Raw genomic sequence first — 16,573 nt, forward strand, 5'->3', positions numbered from 1 at the left:
GCTGGTGCGTGCGGAACGAGCCGCGTCGGGGGCGGGGAGGATGTCAGTGGGCGAGGATCTTCGACAGGAACGCCCGAGCACGATCGCTCTCGGCGTGCGTGAAGAAGCGCTCGGGGGTGGTGTCTTCGACGATGCGGCCGTCGTCCATGAAGATCACGCGGTCGGCCGCGCGGCGGGCGAAGCCCATCTCGTGCGTGACGACGACCATCGTCATGCCCTCTTCGGCGAGCGAGGTGATCACGTCGAGCACCTCGCTGACCATCTCGGGGTCGAGGGCGGAGGTCGGCTCGTCGAAGAGCATGAGCTTGGGCTTCATGGCCAACGCGCGGGCGATCGCGGCGCGCTGCTGCTGACCGCCGCTGAGCTCGCCGGGGAAGCTGTCGGCCTTGTCGGCGATGCCGACCCGCTCGAGCAGCGCCAGTCCCTCTTCGCGGGCCTTCTTCTGCGCCACCTTCGACACGATGCGCGGCGCGAGCGCGACGTTGTCGAGCACGGTGCGGTGCGCGAAGAGGTTGAACGACTGGAACACCATCCCCACCTCGGCGCGCAGGTTCGCCAGGGCGCGGCCCTCGCTCGGCAGCGGGACGCCGTCGATGGTGATGGTGCCCGAGGTGATGGTCTCGAGGCGGTTCAGGCAGCGGCAGAGCGTCGACTTGCCCGAGCCCGACGGGCCGACGATGACGACGACCTCACCGCGGGCGATAACGAGGTCGATGTCTTTGAGCACGTGGTGGTCGCCGAAGTGCTTCTGCACCTCGCGGACCTGCACGAGAGGCGCGGAGGCGGGGGCTGCGGGAGACACGGGCGTCGACACGGGCGTGGATCCTTCCCGCGGACTCGCCGCGATGTCGGAGCTGGCGACGCGGAGAGGTGATTTCCGCGTCGTTGGTGAAATCAAACTAACGAGGCCATGTTACAGCGATAATTCGAGACAGATACTCCAACTTTGGACTAAGGTAAAGCTGTGCAGCCTCACCCCGTCGCCCTGCCCGCGTTCAGTTCGCAGACTCTCGCGGTGCTCACGCCCCTCCGCACGGGCGCCGCGCGTTCGCGCGCCGAGCTCGCCGCGCACACCGGCCTCTCGCCCTCGACCGTCACCGCGCGCATCGACCCGCTCATCGCCGCGGGCGTCGTCGTCGAAGACGGCTCCGACGACTCGCGGGGCGGCCGCCGCCCGCGTCGCCTCGCAATTCGCGGTGGCCTCGGCACGGTCGGCAGCATCGACCTCGGTGTCGAGCGCAGCACGATCGGCCTCGTCGACTACGCCGGCACCGCCCTCGCGCACCGTCACCTCGTGCTGGATCTGGCAGAGGGTCCGGATGCCGTGCTCCGCCGCGTCGCCGACGAGCTCGCGGCGTTGGTCGAGGCGAAGGGCACGCCCCCGCTCACGGGGGCCGCGATCGCCCTGCCCGGTCCGGTGTCAGCCGAGACCGGCCGGCTCGTCGCGCCGTCGCGCATGCCCGGATGGCACGGCGTCGACGTCGCCGCGCTGCTCGCCGCCACGCTCGGCGTTCCCGCGATCGCCGGCAATGACGCCAACTGCATGGCGGTCGGCGAGCTCGTCGGGGGAGACCCCGAGGCCCGCAACCAGGTGTTCATCAAGGCGGGCTCGGGCATCGGGTCGGGCGTGATCGCCGACGGGCAGCTCTACACCGGCCGCAGTGGAGCCGCGGGCGACATCAGTCACGTCACCGTGCCGGGGGCCGCCCCCGTGCCGTGCTCGTGCGGACGCGTCGGCTGCCTCGACGCGGTCGCCAGCGGCTCGGCCCTCACCCGCGCCGCGCAGGAGGCCGGCCGCGACGTGTCGGACGTCGAGACCGTGATCGACCTGGCCCGCACCGGCGACGCGCTCGCCACGGGCCTGTTGCGCGAGGCCGGGAGCATGACCGGCGGCGTCCTCGCCACGATCGTCAACTTCTTCACCCCCGACCGGCTCGTGGTCGGCGGCTCGCTCAGCGCATCCGACGTCTTCATCGCCGCGATCAAGTCGAAGCTGTGGGCGGACTGCCTGCCCATGGCGACGGAGAACCTCGAGGTCGCCGTTCCCCGGCACCCGCGGGTGGGGGGCATCCTCGGTGCTTCGCGCCTGTTCCTCGACGCCGCGTTCGGCGCGGAGTCGGCGCGCACGGCGCTCCGGCTCGCGACGCACTGACCGGCGGGGTTGACGCGCGCGAGGTCGCTGAGCCTGACCCCAGGTCCCTGAGCCTGACCCCAGGTCCCTGAGCCTGTCGAAGGGACCGGGAGCCTCGCGGGTCGGGTGGCTTCGACGAGCTCAGCCACCTCCCGCCGTCACCCGGACTCCCGCCGTCACGCCGACCCTCGCCGCCCGACAGCGTGCGACGCTGGAAAGTGCCATGACCGACACCACGCCCGCCGACCGCCTGCGCGCAGCCCTCGCGCTGTCCGACCCGTCGGCCCGCCTGCAGACCGCGCTCGCCGCGGGCACTCGCCCCGACGACAGCTACATCGCCGAGCTCGTCGCCCGGTGCGCCGTGGAGTCCGACTTCTTCGTGCGCGACATGCTCACGTGGGCGCTCACCCGCCACGATCCCGCGCGGGTCGTCCCGGCGTTGCTCCCCGAGGTGACCTCCGAGATCCCCCAGGCGCGGAGCCAGTCGCTGCACACCCTGTCGAAGATCGGCGACCCCGCGGCGTACGCGTCGATCACCCCGGCCGTGCTGCGCGATCGGCACCCCGAGGTGGCGCGGGCGGCCTGGCGTACGGCATCCGGACTCGTTCCCGACGACGCGCACGAGGCCCTCGCCGAAGAGCTCTCGACCCAGTTCGGACGCGGCGACCACGACACCCAGCGCAGTCTGAGCCGCGCGTTCGCGGCGATCGGACCCCGCGCCGAGCCGGCCGTCGAGCGCGCCGCGGCCTCTCCGTACGACGTGGTCAGTGCGCACGCTCGGGCGACCGCGATCGTGATGGATGATCCGGATGCCGACTTCGCCGAGGCCGCCGTCGAGGCGCGGCGTCTCGTCGCGCAGCGCGCGCTGCCGGTCGCGGAGTAAGCGTTCGCTGTGGCGTCAAGCCCTCGGCCCTTTCAGGTTTCTCCTCAACGCTGAGGAGTAATTTCGCCGGGTCGGCGGCGACCGTTGCTTCTGCGCGCGTCACGTGGCGCCGACCACCCCGGCACCAGTGACGACGGAGGAGGCGGTCACCATCACCACCATGACGGCTCCCGTGTCGACCGCTCGGGTCGCGGCATCCGCCCCCTTCGCCCACGTGCGGAACCTCCCCTCACTGACGGGGCTCCGCTGGGCGACGGCGATGCTGATCTTCGGGCACCACCTCATGGCGGTCGAGTACTTCGGCGGCCCCGCCGGCACGGTGTGGGCCTTCGTCTTCGAGGCCGGCAAGACCGGCGTCACCCTGTTCTTCATCCTCTCGGGCTTCGTGCTGGCGTGGGGATTCAAGCCGCAGCAGAGTGCGGGATCGTTCTGGTGGCACCGCTTCGCCCGCATCTACCCCCTGCACGTCGTCGGCGTCGTGCTCGCCCTGATCGCCGCGGCCACCCTCGTGCCCGAGATCCGCACCGACGGCGCCGCCCCGCTCGCAGCCAACCTGCTGCTGGTCAACGGCTGGGTGCCCGACTGGTGGCAGGCCGGCAACCCCGCGAGCTGGTCGCTGGTGTGCGAGGCGTTCTTCTACCTCAGCTTCCCGTTCCTCATCCGCCCCCTCGTACGCCTGTCGAACCGCGCCAAGGCCATCACGGTCGGCGTCGCCCTGGCGCTCGTCGCCCTGGCCCCGCAGATCGCCGCGCTGTCGCCGGTGCCGATGTCGTCGGCATCCACCCCTCTGCTCCGCCTGCCCGAGTTCGCGCTCGGCGTCACCCTGGCGCTGCTCGTGAAGAGCGGGGCATGGATGCCGCTGCAGCTGCGCTACACCGTGCCGCTGGCCGTCGCCGGCTACGCCCTGTCGGAGGCCCCCGCGATCCCGGGGACCGACGTGCACCCGGGGCTGGCCGCGACCGTCGGCTTCTTCGCCCTGCTGGTCGCCTCGCTCGCCGTGGCGGACGCCCGGGGACGCTCGACCTTCCTCGCCCGCCCGATGTGGCAGGAGCTCGGCCGGGTGTCGTTCGCCTTCTACCTCGTGCACCTGCTGGTGATCGCATCGGTGTCGTCGGCCTGGCCCGACGGGCACCCCGAGCTGCCCTGGCGACAGGCCGTGCCGCTCGCGCTCGCCGCGTTCGGCATCGCGCTCGGTCTCGCGTTCGCGATGCACAAGTGGGTCGAGATCCCGGCGCAGCGCTGGCTGCTGCGGTACGACCCGTCACGGCGGGCGATGGCCCTCTCGGTCGGAGCGGCGGAGGCCGTTCGGTAGGCTCGCGGGATGTTCGGCGCCCACGCATTGATCCTTCTGCTCGTCTGGGGCCTCGGCTTCGTCGTGATCGGCGCTGCACTGTATTTCGTGGTGCGCCTCGCGGTGCTGCACGCGCTGAAGGCGCACACGCGCTGGGTCGAGGGCGGGCAACGCTAACGTCCCGGCGGTCGAGTCGCGCGCAACGGGCTGCCGGACCGGGATCAGACTCTTCCTCGCTGACGAGACCCCCGAAGAGGTGCCCGCCGAATGGCGGGTGACGGCCATCCTCTACGGATCAGTCGCACGTCGCACCTCGACAGCAGACTCGGACGTCGACGTGCTCCTGGTCTTCCCGAATGAGTTCGACCACGATTCTCGTGCGGACCTGATCCTGAGATTCGCAGAGCGCATCGAGGAGCTGACCGGAAGCGCCGCCCAAGTCAACCCGATGGATCGCGGCGAGTTCGCGCGACGGGAGGCCGACGGTGATGCCTTTCTGGCGAATGTGCTGAAGGACGGTATCCATCTCTTCGGCCCGGAGCCGAAAGAGTGGACACTCTCGTGAGCCCGCGGATCAGCCCCCGGCGACAAGCAATGGATGCCGTCGCGGTGAGCATCCAGATAAGGGATGCTCAGACCCGGCTGAACTCCGCGGAGTTGCAGTTGAGCGGTGACAGCCCACATGAATGGAAACATGCTGCCGAGATCGCGGTGAGCGCCGGCATTGGGGCGAGCGATGCCATGTGTGGCCGCGTTCTCGGATACAAGATCGCGGCTGCATCGCACCGCGTCGCAGTGAACGCCCTGCGTGAGGCGTCCAGTAGCTCCGTGGCAAAACACCTCGAGGTTCTCATCGGGGCGAAGTCGACGCAATCGTATGGAGACCGACTTCCGGCACGCGCCGACGCGGAGCGTCTGGTGCTTCACGCACGTCGACTCGTTGGAGCCGCCGAGACCATCCTGCGGTTCTGAGGAGTCGCGTACCCGGGTCCATGACCCGTTCAGCAAGGCCTCGATACACTGCCCCGTGCCCGAAACACTGCTGAACCCCGACCGCGACGCGTCGTCCGCGGCGTCGCGGTCGACCTCGATCGACCCGGTCGAGCTCGAGATCGCGCTGCGCGTCATCGACACCGCCTCCTCGCTCGACCACGACGACCCCGCCTACATCGCCCTGCGCCGCCAGACCGGCAAGCTCTACAAGGACGTCAAGCGCCAGTCGCGCAAAGAGAAGCGGCAGCGCATCGCGGATGCCGACCGCGCCGTCGTCGCCGCCACCGCGACCGGAGCCGCCGACCGCATCGACGACGAGACCCGCGGCATCCCGCTGCAGGCCCGCACCGAGATGCCATTCGCGGGCGAGCTGATCAAGGCCCGCGCCTGCTACATCTGCAAAGAGGACTACACCCTCGTCGACGCGTTCTACCACCAGCTCTGCCCCGACTGCGCCTCGATGAGCCACGAGAAGCGCGACGCCCGCACCGACCTCACCGGCAAGCGCGCCCTGCTCACCGGCGGCCGCGCCAAGATCGGCATGTACATCGCGCTGCGCCTGCTGCGCGACGGCGCGCACACCACCATCACCACGCGCTTCCCGCGCGACGCGGTGCGCCGTTTCTCGTCGCTGCCCGACAGCGCCGACTGGCTGCACCGCCTCAAGGTCGTCGGCATCGACCTGCGCGACCCGGCCCAGGTGATGGGGCTCGCCGACTCGGTGGTGGCCGACGGCCCCCTGGACATCCTCATCAACAATGCGGCGCAGACCGTGCGCCGCTCGCCCGGCGCGTACAAGCCGCTCGTCGACGCCGAGCTCGCGCCGCTGCCGGACGGCCCCCTGCCCGAGCTGCTCACCTTCGGCCACACCAACGACGCGCACCCGCTCGCGCTGGCGCAGTCGGTGTCGGCGCACCCGATCCTCGCCTCGGCAGCGCGCACCGCCGACGAGCTGACCGCCGAGGCCATGGCCGCGGGATCGTCGTCGCTCGAGCGCCTGCTCACCGGAACCGCGATCGACGCGGGCGGCCTCATCCCCGACGAAGACCGCATCAACAGCTGGACGCAGCACGTGGACCAGGTCGAACCCCTCGAGATGCTCGAAGTGCAGTTGGCCAACATGACCGCGCCGTTCCTGCTCGTCAGCCGCTTGCGGCCGGCGATGGCGGCATCCACCGCGAAGCGCAAGTACATCGTCAACGTCTCGGCGATGGAGGGCGTGTTCGGCCGCGGCTACAAGGGCCCCGGTCACCCGCACACCAACATGGCGAAGGCCGCGCTGAACATGCTGACGCGCACGAGCGCGCGCGAGATGTTCGAGACCGACGGCATTCTGATGACCGCCGTCGACACCGGCTGGATCACCGACGAGCGCCCGCACTTCACCAAGGTGCGCCTCGCCGAGGAGGGCTTCCACGCCCCGCTCGACCTCGTCGACGGTGCGGCCCGCGTGTACGACCCGATCGTGCGCGGCGAGGCCGGCGAAGACCTGTTCGGCATCTTCTTGAAGGATTACCGCAAGAGCTCCTGGTGAGCTGACGCTCGGGGGCTGGGCGATCGCGAGGTCCCTGAGCCTGTCGAAGGGCCGGGGGCTCGCGGTGGCCCCGGTGGCTACGACATACTCAGCCACGTTGCGTTGCGCGAGGTCCCTGAGCCTGTCGAAGGGCCGGGGGCTCGCGGTGACCCCGGTGGCTTCGACATGCTCAGCCACCTTGCGTGGCAGAGGTCCCTGAGCTCGTCGAAGGGCCGGGGGCTTCGACATGCTCAGCCACCTTGCGCTGCGCGAGGTCCCTGAGCTCGTCGAAGGGCCGGGGGCTCGCGGTGACCCCGGTGGCTTCGACATGCTCAGCCACCTTGCGTGGCAGAGGTCCCTGAGCTCGTCGAAGGGCCGGGGGCTCCGACAAGCTCAGCCACCGATCCGCATCACGCGGGCAGGAAGAACTCGCGGGCGAGCGGGGCGATCTCGATCCCGGATGCCGTCGCGGCGGTGACCCAGCGGAGCTCGGCGATCTCGGCATCCGGAACCGGCCGCTGATCGCCGATGTCCACCCGGAAGACGTCGGCGACCACCTCGAAGCCCGGCTCGTTCGCGGCGCTGGCGGAGAACTCGCCCAGCGGCTCGAGGGCGTCGGGGCTCACCCGCAGCCCCACCTCCTCCGCGAGCTCGCGCGCGAGGGTCTCGGCCGGCGTCTCGCCCTCTTCGGGCTTGCCTCCGGGCTGCATGAACGCGGTCGTCCCGGCCTTGCGCACGACCAGGAGGCGGCCGTCGGCGTCGGTGATCACCGCGGCCGAGACTCTGATGCGGCGAGGGGCGGTGGCATCCGGAATCACCCCCGCACGCTAGCACTCGAGTGGGGGAGGGCCGGGTCATAGTGTGCCGCGCCGGATGCCGGTCACGATCGGCCGCGTCGAGGCCAGAGCGGCGGCGACCAGTGCGAAGCCCGCGCCGAAGGTCAGCGCGATCGTCAGCACCGACAGCGGCGCCACGATCAGACTCATCCCGACGATCGGGAACGCGAGCATCAGACCGAGTGCGGCGCCTCCCACCGAGGCCCATCGCAGCGGCACCATGACGGTGATGCGGCGGGCGCGGCGGAGTTCGGCATCCGGGATGCCGAGGCGGTCGAGGCCCACGATCAGCTCGCGCTCCTCGAGCACCGACGCCGCCTGCGTCACCCCCACCGCGCACGCGAGCAGCACAAAGGCGATGCCGAGGGTCACGAGCACCCCCGTGCGGATGTCGGACATCAGCGGCCCGGTATCGCCCGCGACATCCGCGATCGCGAGGCCGCATCCGGCCACGACGGCGATGAACGACACGAGCGCCATGCCCGACACCCGGCGCCACGCCGGTCCCGCGTGCGCGGCGAGCTCCCGACCGGCGACCAACTGGGCGGCGGTGCGGGCATGACGGGCCATCGCGCGGCCGCGGGCGGCGACGATTGGCGCGCCGGTGAGGTTGAGGAGCGCGAGCGCTCCGGCGAACAGCCCGAGGAGCACGGCGATGGTCACGGCGGGCCCGAGCAGCTGACCGAGGGCTCCGAGATTCGACACGAGCACCACGACCAGGACGATCGAGACGCCGCCGACGACGAAGGCGGTCGTCCTCTTCGCGGGCGCCTCGCTGCGGGTGCGCACACCGAGCGGGGTCACGGCGACCTTGCGCAGGCTCGCGGCCGCGCTGACCGCGCCGATGAGCACCACGGATGCCACCACCCCGGCGCCCAGCAGAGGATCGACGCTTACGGCCCCGACGCCGACCGGGCCGCCGAAGAACGGCAGCAATCCGACGACGGGAAGGAGCGCAGCGTAGAGGGCGACCCCCGCGACGGCTCCGGCGGCCGCGATCGCGGTGGCCTCGAGCACGGTCAGCGACCACAGCTCGCGTGTGCTCGCACCGAGCAGGCGGAGGGTCGCGAGCCGGTCGTTGCGCCGACGACTCGTCAGACGGGCCGCCGCGGCGCCCAGGGTGACCAGGGGCACGGCGAGCAGCACCAGCGCGAGGACGGCCAGGATGCCGTAGAGCCCGCCCTCGGCTCCGGCTCGGGGATCGACGAGGAACATGCGCGCGCCGCCGGCGACGACCAGCAGCAGCGCCGTGGTGACCGCGAACGCGACGACGGGGAGGGCGATCGCCGCCCGACCCTGGCGCGCGGGGCGCGAGAGCAGGCGGGCGAGGGGGAGGACGGTGCTCATCGGGTCACCTCCGTCAAGGTGGGGACCGTCGCGCTCGCCGGAGGCGCGGTGGTCGCGGCATCCTGAGCCGAATCGCCCACGATCCTCCCGTCGCTCACCCGCACGATCCGCGAGCAGCGGCGGGCGACGTCTGCATCGTGCGTGACCATCACCAGGGTGCGGCCCTGACCCGTGGTCGCGCGCAGCAGGGCGTCGAGCACCTCGGACGAGGTGGCCGAGTCGAGGGCCCCGGTCGGCTCGTCGGCGAAGACGACGGGAGCACCGGTCACCTGGGCACGGGCGATCGCGACGCGCTGCGCCTGACCGCCCGACAGCTGCCCGATGCGCCGGCCCTCGAGACCCGCGAGTCCCAGAGAGGCGAGCCAGGCGGTCGCGTGCCGCTCGGCATCCGGTCGGCGCATGCCCTTCAGCAGCAGGGGCAGCGCCGCGTTCTCGACCGCGGTGAGTTCGGGCAGCAGCAGGTGCTCCTGGAAGACGAAACCGAGCGACTCGCGGCGCACCCGAGCCCGCTCGCTCTCGCTCAGCCCGACGAGTTCGCGCGGGGCAAGACCGGGGGCGCTCAACACGATCGAGCCCGCATCGGGGGCGATGACCGCCGCGAGGCAGTGCAGCAGGGTGGTCTTGCCCGAGCCCGAGGCGCCCATCACGGCGACGGACTCGCCGGCGCGGATCGTGAGAGAGACGCCGTCGAGGGCGCGCAGCTCGCCATACTGCTTGACCAGGCCGGAGGCGGTGAGCACGGGTGAAGAGATCATGGTTCCATTCCAGCGATCGGGCGCCGCTCGGTCGTCCACCCCCGGGTGGATCCGCGTCGTCCTCGGGATCGATCTGCCGTTCACTCTCTGCTCGTACGTCGCCGCCGCGATCGAGCGCACCCGGGCCGAACAGCAGAGGGAAGGCCAGCTCGTCGACTGATTCGACGTCGAGCGTCCACATATTCGCCACAGGTGCCGAGGAATAGACTGGGTCGTATCGACACCGTCTCTTCGGGACCCTCCGTGACCACTCCTTCTTCCGCTCGCACGTTCGACGCGCGCCACGTGCAACTGGCGCGCGCCCTCTTCGCGGCGCTCGCAGCGGTGATGATCACATTCTCGGGGGACCACTCCGCGCCGCTCGGCCTGAGCGTCTTCTCGGGCTTCGCGCTCGCGACCGGTCTGGTCTTCGGGCTCTCGGCGTGGCTCGTGTTCCCGGCCGGACAACGCACGGTCCCCGTGCTGCTGGCCGCCGTGTCGGTTCTCGCGGGTCTGGTGTCGAGCGTCGGCAGCTGGCGCACCACCGGCGTCTTCTTCGGCGTCGTGGTCGCCTGGGCGCTGCTGTCCGGACTCATCGAACTGATCGGCGCGATCCGCGATCGCAAGGCGGGCCGCACGGCGGGTGTGCGCGACGGCGTGCTCATCGGCATCGTGACCCTCGTGCTGGGGGCGGCCCTCCTGCTGCCGTTCCAGCAGTACGCACTCGACTACAGCATCGCCGGTGCGGGGTCGTTCACCCTCACCGGCATCACCATCGCCGTAGGACTCTTCGGCGGATACGCGGCGGTCGTCGCCGTGTTCCTCGCGATCGCCGGCTTCTCGCCGCGTCGTCCCGAACCCGTTCCGGCCGCATCCCCCGAGGAGGCAGCGTCGTGACCGACAAGCCCGCCGACAAGCCCACCACCCGACGCGACCTGATGAAGCCCGTTCAGCTTCTCGGCCTGGCCTTCATCGCGGCGCTGTTCGCGGGTTTCGTCACGCTGATGTCGATGGGGTTCTTCCAGACCCGTCCCGCCGACGAGATCCAGCGCGCCCTGGTCGTCGGCCTCGTCGCCGCTGGCGCGACGTTCATCATCACGCTCGTCTCGCTCGCGCTGCTGCTGCTGGCCGTCGATCCCTCGAAGGTGACCGCGACGGTCGACCGCCCGCTGCTGTTGCCGAAGGACGCTCCGGATGCCGCCGCACCCGGTGCTCCCGCGACGCACGACGCCCCGGCCAAGCCCGCCTCGTCGACCGACGGCACTCCCGAGGCCCCGAAGGCCTGACGCAGGCCGCCGCTACGCGCGGCGCGGGTCGATCATCGTCATGCCCGCGGGCGACGCCGAGTCCATCGAGGGAAGCAGCCCCGCCGCCTCGCCGAGGCCGACGACGCGTTCGATGAGCTCCTGCGGGCGCAGCGCGCCGCTCTCGATGAGCGACAGCATCTCGGGATAGTCCGCGGCGGCCATGCCATGGCTGCCGAGCAGGTCGAGCTCCCAGGCGATGACGCGGGCCATCGGCATCCGGGTCATTCCGTCGTCGGTGGGCAGCAGGCCGATCTGCACGTGACGGCCGCGGCGGCGCAGGCTCAGCACGGCGTCGCGCGCGGTCTGGGCGCTGCCGACCGCGTCGACCGAAACGTGGCTCCCGCCGCCCGTGATCTCGTGCACGGCGGCGGGGATGTCGGCGCCGTCTGCCACCAGCACGTGCTCGGCGCCCAGGCGCGTGGCGGCCTCGAGGGCCGCGGATGTGCGGTCGACCGCGATGACGCGCGCGCCGAGTGCGACGCCGATCATCACGGCGCTGAGGCCGACGCCGCCGGCACCGACCACGGTGATCCACTCGCCGGCCTGCACGCGCGCGCGGCCGGTGAGGGCGCGGTACGCCGTGGCGAAGCGGCAGCCGAGGGCCGCGGCGGCCTCGAACGAGACGTCGTCGGGAATGCGCACGACGTTCGTGTCGGCCGCGCGCAGTACGACGCGCTCGGCGAAGCTGCCCCACTGCGTGAAGCCGGGCTGCTGCTGGTCGGGGCACACTTGCGCGTTTCCGCTCAGGCACCACTCGCACGCGCCGCAGCCCATGACGAACGGCACGGTGACGCGGTCGCCGACGCTCCAGCGCTGGACGCCCGGACCGACCTCGACGATCACCCCGGCGAGCTCGTGCCCCGGAACGTGGGGGAGCGCGACGTCGTCGTGCCCGACCCAGGCATGCCAGTCGCTCTTGCACAGACCCGTCGCGTACACCTCGACCACGACGCCGCCGTCGGGCGCCGTGGGGGCCTCGACCTCCCGCACCTCGAGGGGTTCGGCCAGGGCGTCCATGATCATCGCGCGCACGGCATCCATTCTGCCGCGTCGTGCCCGTGGCATCCGCGGGCACCGACCCCCGTTGAGTGTCCACGACACGCCGCGGCGGGCGCGAGCGTGCGGCGTGTCTTGGACACTCGACAGGCTCTCGCGCCCATACCTGTTGAGCGTCCGAAACACCCGGACGCCCGGCGAAATCGTCCGGGTGTTTCGGACACTCAGTGCGAGGGAGGGCGCCGGGTCGCCGTCATCGGTTGAGCGTCCACGACACGCCGCGGCGGGCGCGAGCGTGCGGCGTGTTGGGGACACTCAAACGGGGCGTGGCGCCCGGTAGGGCGGGCCGCTTACAGCGCGTCGACCACCTGCGACGCAAGGCCCGCGTAGGCGGCGGGGGTCAGCGCGAGCAGGCGCTGCTTCGCGGCGTCGCCGATGTCGAGGCCGCGCACGAACTCCGCGAGCTCGGGGCCGCCCACGCGGCGTCCGCGCGTGAGGTCCTTCAGCAGGGCGTAGGGGTCGGTGATCTGCGAGCGACCCGCGGCGATCTCGGCGCGCACGACCGTCTGGATCGCCTCGGCGAGCACTTCCCAGTTCACGTCGAGATCAGCCAGCAGCACGTCTTCGGCGAGCGAGATCTCGGTCAGGCCCCGCTGCAGGTTGTCGAGCGCGAGCAGCGAGTGTCCGAAGGCGACGCCGATGTTGCGCTGGGTCGTCGAGTCGGTGAGGTCGCGCTGCATGCGGCTGGTGACGAGGGTGGATGCCAGGGTGCCGAACAACCCGCCGGCGATCTCGAGGTTCGCCTCGGCGTTCTCGAAGCGGATCGGGTTGATCTTGTGCGGCATCGTCGACGAACCGGTGGCTCCCGCGACGGGGATCTGGGTGAAGTAGCCGAGCGAGATGTAGGTCCAGATGTCGGTGGCGAGGTTGTGCAGGATGCCGCCCGCGTGACGCGCGCGGTCGTAGAGCTCGACCTGCCAGTCGTGCGACTCGATCTGCGTGGTGACCGGGTTGAAGCCCAGGCCCAGCGACTCGATGAACTCGCGCGTCAGCTCGGGCCAGTCGACATCGGGCTCGGCCGCGACGTGCGCCGACCAGGTGCCGGTGGCACCCGAGAACTTGGCGAGGTACTCCCCGGCGTCGAGCTGGCGGATGACGCGCTCGAGGCGCCACGCGAACACGCCGATCTCTTTGCCCATGGTCGTGGGCGTGGCGGGCTGCCCGTGCGTGCGCGAGAGCATCGCGGCGTCGCGGTGCTGCTTCGCGAGCTCGGCGAGGGCGGCGGTGACCGAGCGAAGCTTCGGCAGCCACACGCGCTCGACCGCGCGCTGCACGGTGAGGGCGTAGGCGGTGGAGTTGATGTCTTCGCTCGTGCACGCGAAGTGGGTCAGCTCGGCGAGGGCGGTGAGGCCCAGCGTGTCGAGGCGGTCGCGCACGAGGTACTCGACGGCCTTGACGTCGTGGCGGGTGACGGCCTCTTTCTCTTTCAGCCACGCGATCTCGTCGGCGTCGAACTCCTCGTAGAGGGCACGCAGGCGCGCGCGGTCGGCATCGGAGACGGGCGAGGTGCCGAACAGCGAGCGGTCGGTCAGGGCGAGCAGCCACTCGACCTCGACCTCGACGCGGGCGCGGTTGAGTCCGGCCTCCGACAGGTAGTCGCCGAGTTCTGCGACGGTGGCGAAGTACCGGCCGTCGAGCGGGCTGAGGGGCTGCGGGGGCAGAGAGGACACGGGTCTCCCGGTGGTCGCGCGAGCGGTCAGCTCGCGGAACGGATGGCGGGCTCGAGCTGCCGGAACAGGGCCCTGCTGGCGCGTTCGATCATACCGAGCACCTCGTCGAACATCGGCGGCCCGGCGTAGTAGGGATCGGGCACGTCGAGGGTCTCGGCGTCGGGCAGGAACGACTGCAGCAGAGCGATCTTGTCGGCGTCGTCGTCGTGGCGCGCCCACCCGCGCAGCACGCGCTCGTGGCTGCGGTCGAGAGCGACGACGAGGTCGTTGCGCTCGAAGTCGGAGTACTGGAACTGGCGCGCGCGGTGCGCGGATCCGTCATATCCGAGGCGGTCGAGGGCGGCGAGCGTGCGATGGTCGGCGCGCTCGCCCACGTGCCAGTCGCCGGTGCCCGCGGAGCTGGAGACCACGTGGGAGCCGAGGCCCGTGGCATTCGCGATCCGACGGAAGACGACCTCTGCCATGGGGGAGCGGCAGATGTTGCCGCTGCAGACGAACACGACGCGGAAGGGCGCGTCGGGATTCGCAGTCATCGCTCCATCATGGCGGGGATGCGGCGCGACCGCACGCGTCGATTGCGGCGGAGGAGGCTGAGCCCGTCGAAGCCTCCGGCCACGAGTGGGTTCTGGTCCCTTCGACAGGCTCAGGAACCTCGCTGACGCGGAACCGGCCGCATCAGCGGCGGTCGCGCTCTTCGCGCCGCGGCCGCAGCAGGCCGCCCAAGAGCGCGTTGATGATGCCGATCAGAAGCGCCGCCACGACCGTGAGCCAGAACTCGCCGGTGCGCAGCCCCCAGTCCCAGTTCTCGGTGATGATCGCCGTCAGCCACAGCAGGAAGCCGTTGATGATGAGCGAGATCAGCCCGAGCGTGAGGATGTAGAGCGGGAACGCGACCATCTTCACCACGGTGCCGACGATGGTGTTGACGAGGGCGAAGATGAGCCCGACCAGCAGCAGGGTGAGCAGCACCTGCAGCCACTCGCCCGGGGCGAACGGGATGAGGCGCACCTGCAGGGCGGGCAGCAGCGTGACGATCCAGATGGCGAAGGCGTTGACGGCGACGCGGACGACGAAGCGCATGGCCCCATCGTGGCACGCACCCATGACATCGGCGGCCCCCTCGCGGTTAGGCTCGCGGGTGTGAGTGAAGAGTCGGTTCTGCCCCGCATCCGTCCCGAGATCGCCGCGCTGCCCGCGTACCGGCAGGGCCGCCAGGCGAGCCCCGACGCGTTCAAGCTGTCGAGCAACGAGAACCCCTTCGAGCCGCTCCCCGGCGTGCTCGACGCGGTGCGGGCCACGGGGGCCTTCAATCGGTATCCGGATGCCACGGCCTCTCGCCTACGCGAGCGTCTGGCCGCGCGGTACGGCGTCTCGCCCGACGAGGTGCACGTCGCCGCCGGCAGCGTCTCGATCCTCGCCCAGCTGCTGCTGGCCACCTCGGGCCCCGGCGACGAGGTCGTCTACGCCTGGCGCTCGTTCGAGGCCTACCCCTCGCTCGTCGCGGTCTCGGGCGCGACGAGCGTGCAGGTGCCGCTGACCGCCGACGCACGCCACGATCTGCCCGCGATGGCCGCCGCGATCACCGACCGTACGCGCCTGGTGATCGTGTGCAGCCCCAACAACCCCACGGGCCCGACCGTCGGCTACGACGAGTTCGCCGCGTTCGTCGACGAGGTGCCGCGCGACGTGCTGATCGTGCTCGACGAGGCGTATGCCGAGTTCGTCACCGACGCGGCCTCGGTCGAGGGCGGCCGCGTGCGCGCGGTTCTCGCCCGGCCCAACATCGTGGTGCTCCGCACGTTCTCGAAGGCCTATGGGCTGGCGGGCCTGCGCGTCGGCTACGCGATCGGCCACACGCGCGTGCTCGATGCGGCCCGCAGCACCGCCATTCCGCTGTCGGTCACCGCGGCGGGCGAAGCGGCGGCGCTCGCGAGCCTCGACGCCGAGAGCGAGCTGCTGCACCGCGTCTCGGTCATCGCCGAGCGCCGCGACCGTCTCGTCGACCGCCTGCGCGAGACCGGGTGGGACGTGCCCGACGCGCAGGGCAACTTCGTCTGGCTCGCCGCGGGTGAGCGCACGCTCGAGGTCGCGGCGGCGTTCGAAGAGGCGGGCCTGATCGTGCGTCCGTTCGCGGGCGACGGCATCCGCATCTCGATCGGCGAAGAGGAGTCGCTCGACCGCGTGGTCGAGGTCGCCGCCGCGACAGCTCCGCGCTGACCTCGCGCAGCCCAGGTCCCTGAGCTTGTCGAAGGGTCGGGGACCCGCGGTGGCCCGGTGGCTTCGACGGGCTCAGCCACCTTGCGGCCCAGGTCCCTGAGCTTGTCGAAGGGTCCGGGACCCGCGGTGGCCGGTGGCTCCGACGGGCTCAGCCACCTTGCGGCCCAGGTCCCTGAGCTTGTCGAAGGGTCCGGGACCCGCGGTGGCCCGGTGGCTTCGACGGGCTCAGCCACCTTGCTGCACAGGTCCCTGAGCTTGTCGAAGGGTCCGGGACCGGGCTCAGCCACCTTGCTGCCCAGGTCCCTGAGCCTGTCGAAGGGTCCGGGACCCGCGGTGGCCCGGTGGCTTCGACGGGCTCAGCAACCTTGCTGCCCAGGGTCCCTGAGCGTGTCGAAGGGTCCGGGACCGGCGGTGGCCCGGTGGCTTCGACGGGCTCAGCCGCCTTCGCCGTGAGCCCGTCGCAGGCCCCGGTGGCTTCGACGGGCTCAGCCACCTCGTGCAGCGAAGCCACCTCGCGCGGCCGAGCGGGGCACCTGTTTGTCCGACCTCCACGCCGAATCACGGCATCCGTTGTGCACCTCATGCGGTCTCGCGC

Annotated in this window: 19 protein-coding genes; 11 read left to right on the plus strand and 8 right to left on the minus strand. The window is 71.3% G+C overall.

Going from position 1 to position 16,573, the window contains the following annotated elements; genetic code table 11:
* Positions 1–43 precede the first annotated feature (43 nt).
* Positions 44–814 (minus strand): amino acid ABC transporter ATP-binding protein, encoded by a 771-nt coding sequence (locus M3667_RS14565; RefSeq protein ID WP_308196473.1) that lies wholly within the window; start codon positions 812–814, stop codon positions 44–46.
* Positions 815–964: 150 nt separating this feature from the next.
* Here M3667_RS14565 and M3667_RS14570 point away from each other — a divergent pair, with 150 nt between their 5' ends.
* The 7 genes from M3667_RS14570 (at position 965) to M3667_RS14600 (ending at position 6,832) form a co-directional block, all read left to right on the plus strand.
* Positions 965–2,152: an ROK family transcriptional regulator gene (locus tag M3667_RS14570; RefSeq protein WP_251509049.1), complete on the plus strand. Its 1,188-nt coding sequence runs from the start codon at positions 965–967 to the stop codon at positions 2,150–2,152.
* 202 nt (positions 2,153–2,354) lie between these two features.
* Complete coding sequence (locus M3667_RS14575) at positions 2,355–3,014, plus strand: HEAT repeat domain-containing protein (RefSeq protein ID WP_251509050.1); 660 nt, start codon at positions 2,355–2,357, stop codon at positions 3,012–3,014.
* 160 nt (positions 3,015–3,174) lie between these two features.
* Positions 3,175–4,326, plus strand: a complete 1,152-nt coding sequence (locus M3667_RS14580; RefSeq protein WP_251509052.1) for an acyltransferase — start codon at positions 3,175–3,177, stop codon at positions 4,324–4,326.
* Positions 4,327–4,335: 9 nt separating this feature from the next.
* Positions 4,336–4,482 carry a hypothetical protein gene (locus M3667_RS14585; protein WP_251509053.1) on the plus strand — a complete coding sequence of 49 codons (147 nt, stop codon included), beginning with the start codon at positions 4,336–4,338 and terminating at the stop codon, positions 4,480–4,482.
* A 79-nt stretch (positions 4,483–4,561) separates the two neighbouring features.
* Positions 4,562–4,870, plus strand: coding sequence for a nucleotidyltransferase domain-containing protein (locus M3667_RS14590; RefSeq protein WP_308196474.1), 309 nt, complete (start codon positions 4,562–4,564; stop codon positions 4,868–4,870).
* Positions 4,871–4,899: 29 nt separating this feature from the next.
* Positions 4,900–5,277, plus strand: a complete 378-nt coding sequence (locus M3667_RS14595) for a hypothetical protein (RefSeq protein WP_251509056.1) — start codon at positions 4,900–4,902, stop codon at positions 5,275–5,277.
* Between the two features lie 67 nt (positions 5,278–5,344).
* On the plus strand, positions 5,345–6,832 hold the full coding sequence (locus M3667_RS14600; RefSeq protein ID WP_251509395.1) for an SDR family NAD(P)-dependent oxidoreductase: 1,488 nt from the start codon (positions 5,345–5,347) through the stop codon (positions 6,830–6,832).
* 389 nt (positions 6,833–7,221) lie between these two features.
* Here the strand turns inward: M3667_RS14600 and M3667_RS14605 are convergent, their stop codons facing one another.
* Genes M3667_RS14605 through M3667_RS14615 form a run of 3 tightly spaced genes read right to left on the minus strand, consistent with a single transcriptional unit; the run spans position 7,222 to position 9,749 of the window.
* Positions 7,222–7,629, minus strand: a complete 408-nt coding sequence (locus M3667_RS14605) for an NUDIX domain-containing protein (RefSeq protein WP_251509057.1) — start codon at positions 7,627–7,629, stop codon at positions 7,222–7,224.
* 36 nt (positions 7,630–7,665) lie between these two features.
* Positions 7,666–8,994, minus strand: coding sequence for an FtsX-like permease family protein (locus M3667_RS14610; RefSeq protein WP_251509059.1), 1,329 nt, complete (start codon positions 8,992–8,994; stop codon positions 7,666–7,668).
* The gene (locus M3667_RS14615; protein WP_251509060.1) at positions 8,991–9,749 is read right to left on the minus strand and encodes an ABC transporter ATP-binding protein; all 759 of its coding nucleotides are present in this window, start codon (positions 9,747–9,749) and stop codon (positions 8,991–8,993) included. The genes M3667_RS14610 and M3667_RS14615 overlap by 4 nt, the downstream gene beginning before the upstream one ends.
* On the opposite strand from M3667_RS14615, the gene M3667_RS14620 reads away from it, so the two are divergent.
* From M3667_RS14620 to M3667_RS14630, 3 genes are all read left to right on the plus strand, one after another.
* Positions 9,748–9,909 carry a hypothetical protein gene (locus M3667_RS14620; protein ID WP_251509061.1) on the plus strand — a complete coding sequence of 54 codons (162 nt, stop codon included), beginning with the start codon at positions 9,748–9,750 and terminating at the stop codon, positions 9,907–9,909. The genes M3667_RS14615 and M3667_RS14620 overlap by 2 nt on opposite strands.
* Before the next feature lie 83 nt (positions 9,910–9,992).
* Entirely contained in the window at positions 9,993–10,625 is a 633-nt protein-coding gene (locus M3667_RS14625) for an acyl-CoA synthetase (RefSeq protein WP_251509062.1), read from the plus strand.
* Entirely contained in the window at positions 10,622–11,014 is a 393-nt protein-coding gene (locus M3667_RS14630; RefSeq protein ID WP_251509064.1) for an amino acid transporter, read from the plus strand. Before M3667_RS14625 ends, M3667_RS14630 begins: the two co-directional genes overlap by 4 nt.
* A 12-nt stretch (positions 11,015–11,026) precedes the next feature.
* Here the strand turns inward: M3667_RS14630 and M3667_RS14635 are convergent, their stop codons facing one another.
* From M3667_RS14635 to M3667_RS14650, 4 genes are all read right to left on the minus strand, one after another.
* Positions 11,027–12,067, minus strand: a complete 1,041-nt coding sequence (locus M3667_RS14635) for a zinc-dependent alcohol dehydrogenase family protein (protein ID WP_251509065.1) — start codon at positions 12,065–12,067, stop codon at positions 11,027–11,029.
* Between the two features lie 314 nt (positions 12,068–12,381).
* The gene (gene purB, locus M3667_RS14640) at positions 12,382–13,761 is read right to left on the minus strand and encodes an adenylosuccinate lyase (protein WP_251509066.1); all 1,380 of its coding nucleotides are present in this window, start codon (positions 13,759–13,761) and stop codon (positions 12,382–12,384) included.
* Between the two features lie 26 nt (positions 13,762–13,787).
* Positions 13,788–14,294 (minus strand): low molecular weight protein-tyrosine-phosphatase, encoded by a 507-nt coding sequence (locus M3667_RS14645; RefSeq protein ID WP_251509068.1) that lies wholly within the window; start codon positions 14,292–14,294, stop codon positions 13,788–13,790.
* Positions 14,295–14,436: 142 nt separating this feature from the next.
* Positions 14,437–14,841, minus strand: coding sequence for a phage holin family protein (locus M3667_RS14650; RefSeq protein WP_251509069.1), 405 nt, complete (start codon positions 14,839–14,841; stop codon positions 14,437–14,439).
* 60 nt (positions 14,842–14,901) lie between these two features.
* On the opposite strand from M3667_RS14650, the gene M3667_RS14655 reads away from it, so the two are divergent.
* Entirely contained in the window at positions 14,902–15,978 is a 1,077-nt protein-coding gene (locus M3667_RS14655) for a histidinol-phosphate transaminase (protein WP_251509070.1), read from the plus strand.
* The last annotated feature ends 595 nt before the right edge of the window (positions 15,979–16,573 follow it).

This window comes from Microbacterium sp. P26 (assembly GCF_023712585.1).
Taxonomy (GTDB): Bacteria; Actinomycetota; Actinomycetes; order Actinomycetales; family Microbacteriaceae; genus Microbacterium; species Microbacterium algihabitans_A.

Excerpts from the sequence above, each read along its gene's own strand:
- M3667_RS14575 (WP_251509050.1), top strand. The coding sequence starts at position 2,355 with ATGACCGACACCACGCCCGCCGACCGCCTGCGCGCAGCCCTCGCGCTG.
- M3667_RS14580 (WP_251509052.1), top strand. The coding sequence starts at position 3,175 with ATGACGGCTCCCGTGTCGACCGCTCGGGTCGCGGCATCCGCCCCCTTC.
- M3667_RS14585 (WP_251509053.1), top strand. The coding sequence starts at position 4,336 with ATGTTCGGCGCCCACGCATTGATCCTTCTGCTCGTCTGGGGCCTCGGC.
- M3667_RS14595 (WP_251509056.1), top strand. The coding sequence starts at position 4,900 with ATGGATGCCGTCGCGGTGAGCATCCAGATAAGGGATGCTCAGACCCGG.
- M3667_RS14610 (WP_251509059.1), bottom strand. The coding sequence starts at position 8,994 with ATGAGCACCGTCCTCCCCCTCGCCCGCCTGCTCTCGCGCCCCGCGCGC.
- M3667_RS14620 (WP_251509061.1), top strand. The coding sequence starts at position 9,748 with ATGGTTCCATTCCAGCGATCGGGCGCCGCTCGGTCGTCCACCCCCGGG.
- M3667_RS14615 (WP_251509060.1), bottom strand. The coding sequence starts at position 9,749 with ATGATCTCTTCACCCGTGCTCACCGCCTCCGGCCTGGTCAAGCAGTAT.
- M3667_RS14645 (WP_251509068.1), bottom strand. The coding sequence starts at position 14,294 with ATGACTGCGAATCCCGACGCGCCCTTCCGCGTCGTGTTCGTCTGCAGC.
- M3667_RS14650 (WP_251509069.1), bottom strand. The coding sequence starts at position 14,841 with ATGCGCTTCGTCGTCCGCGTCGCCGTCAACGCCTTCGCCATCTGGATC.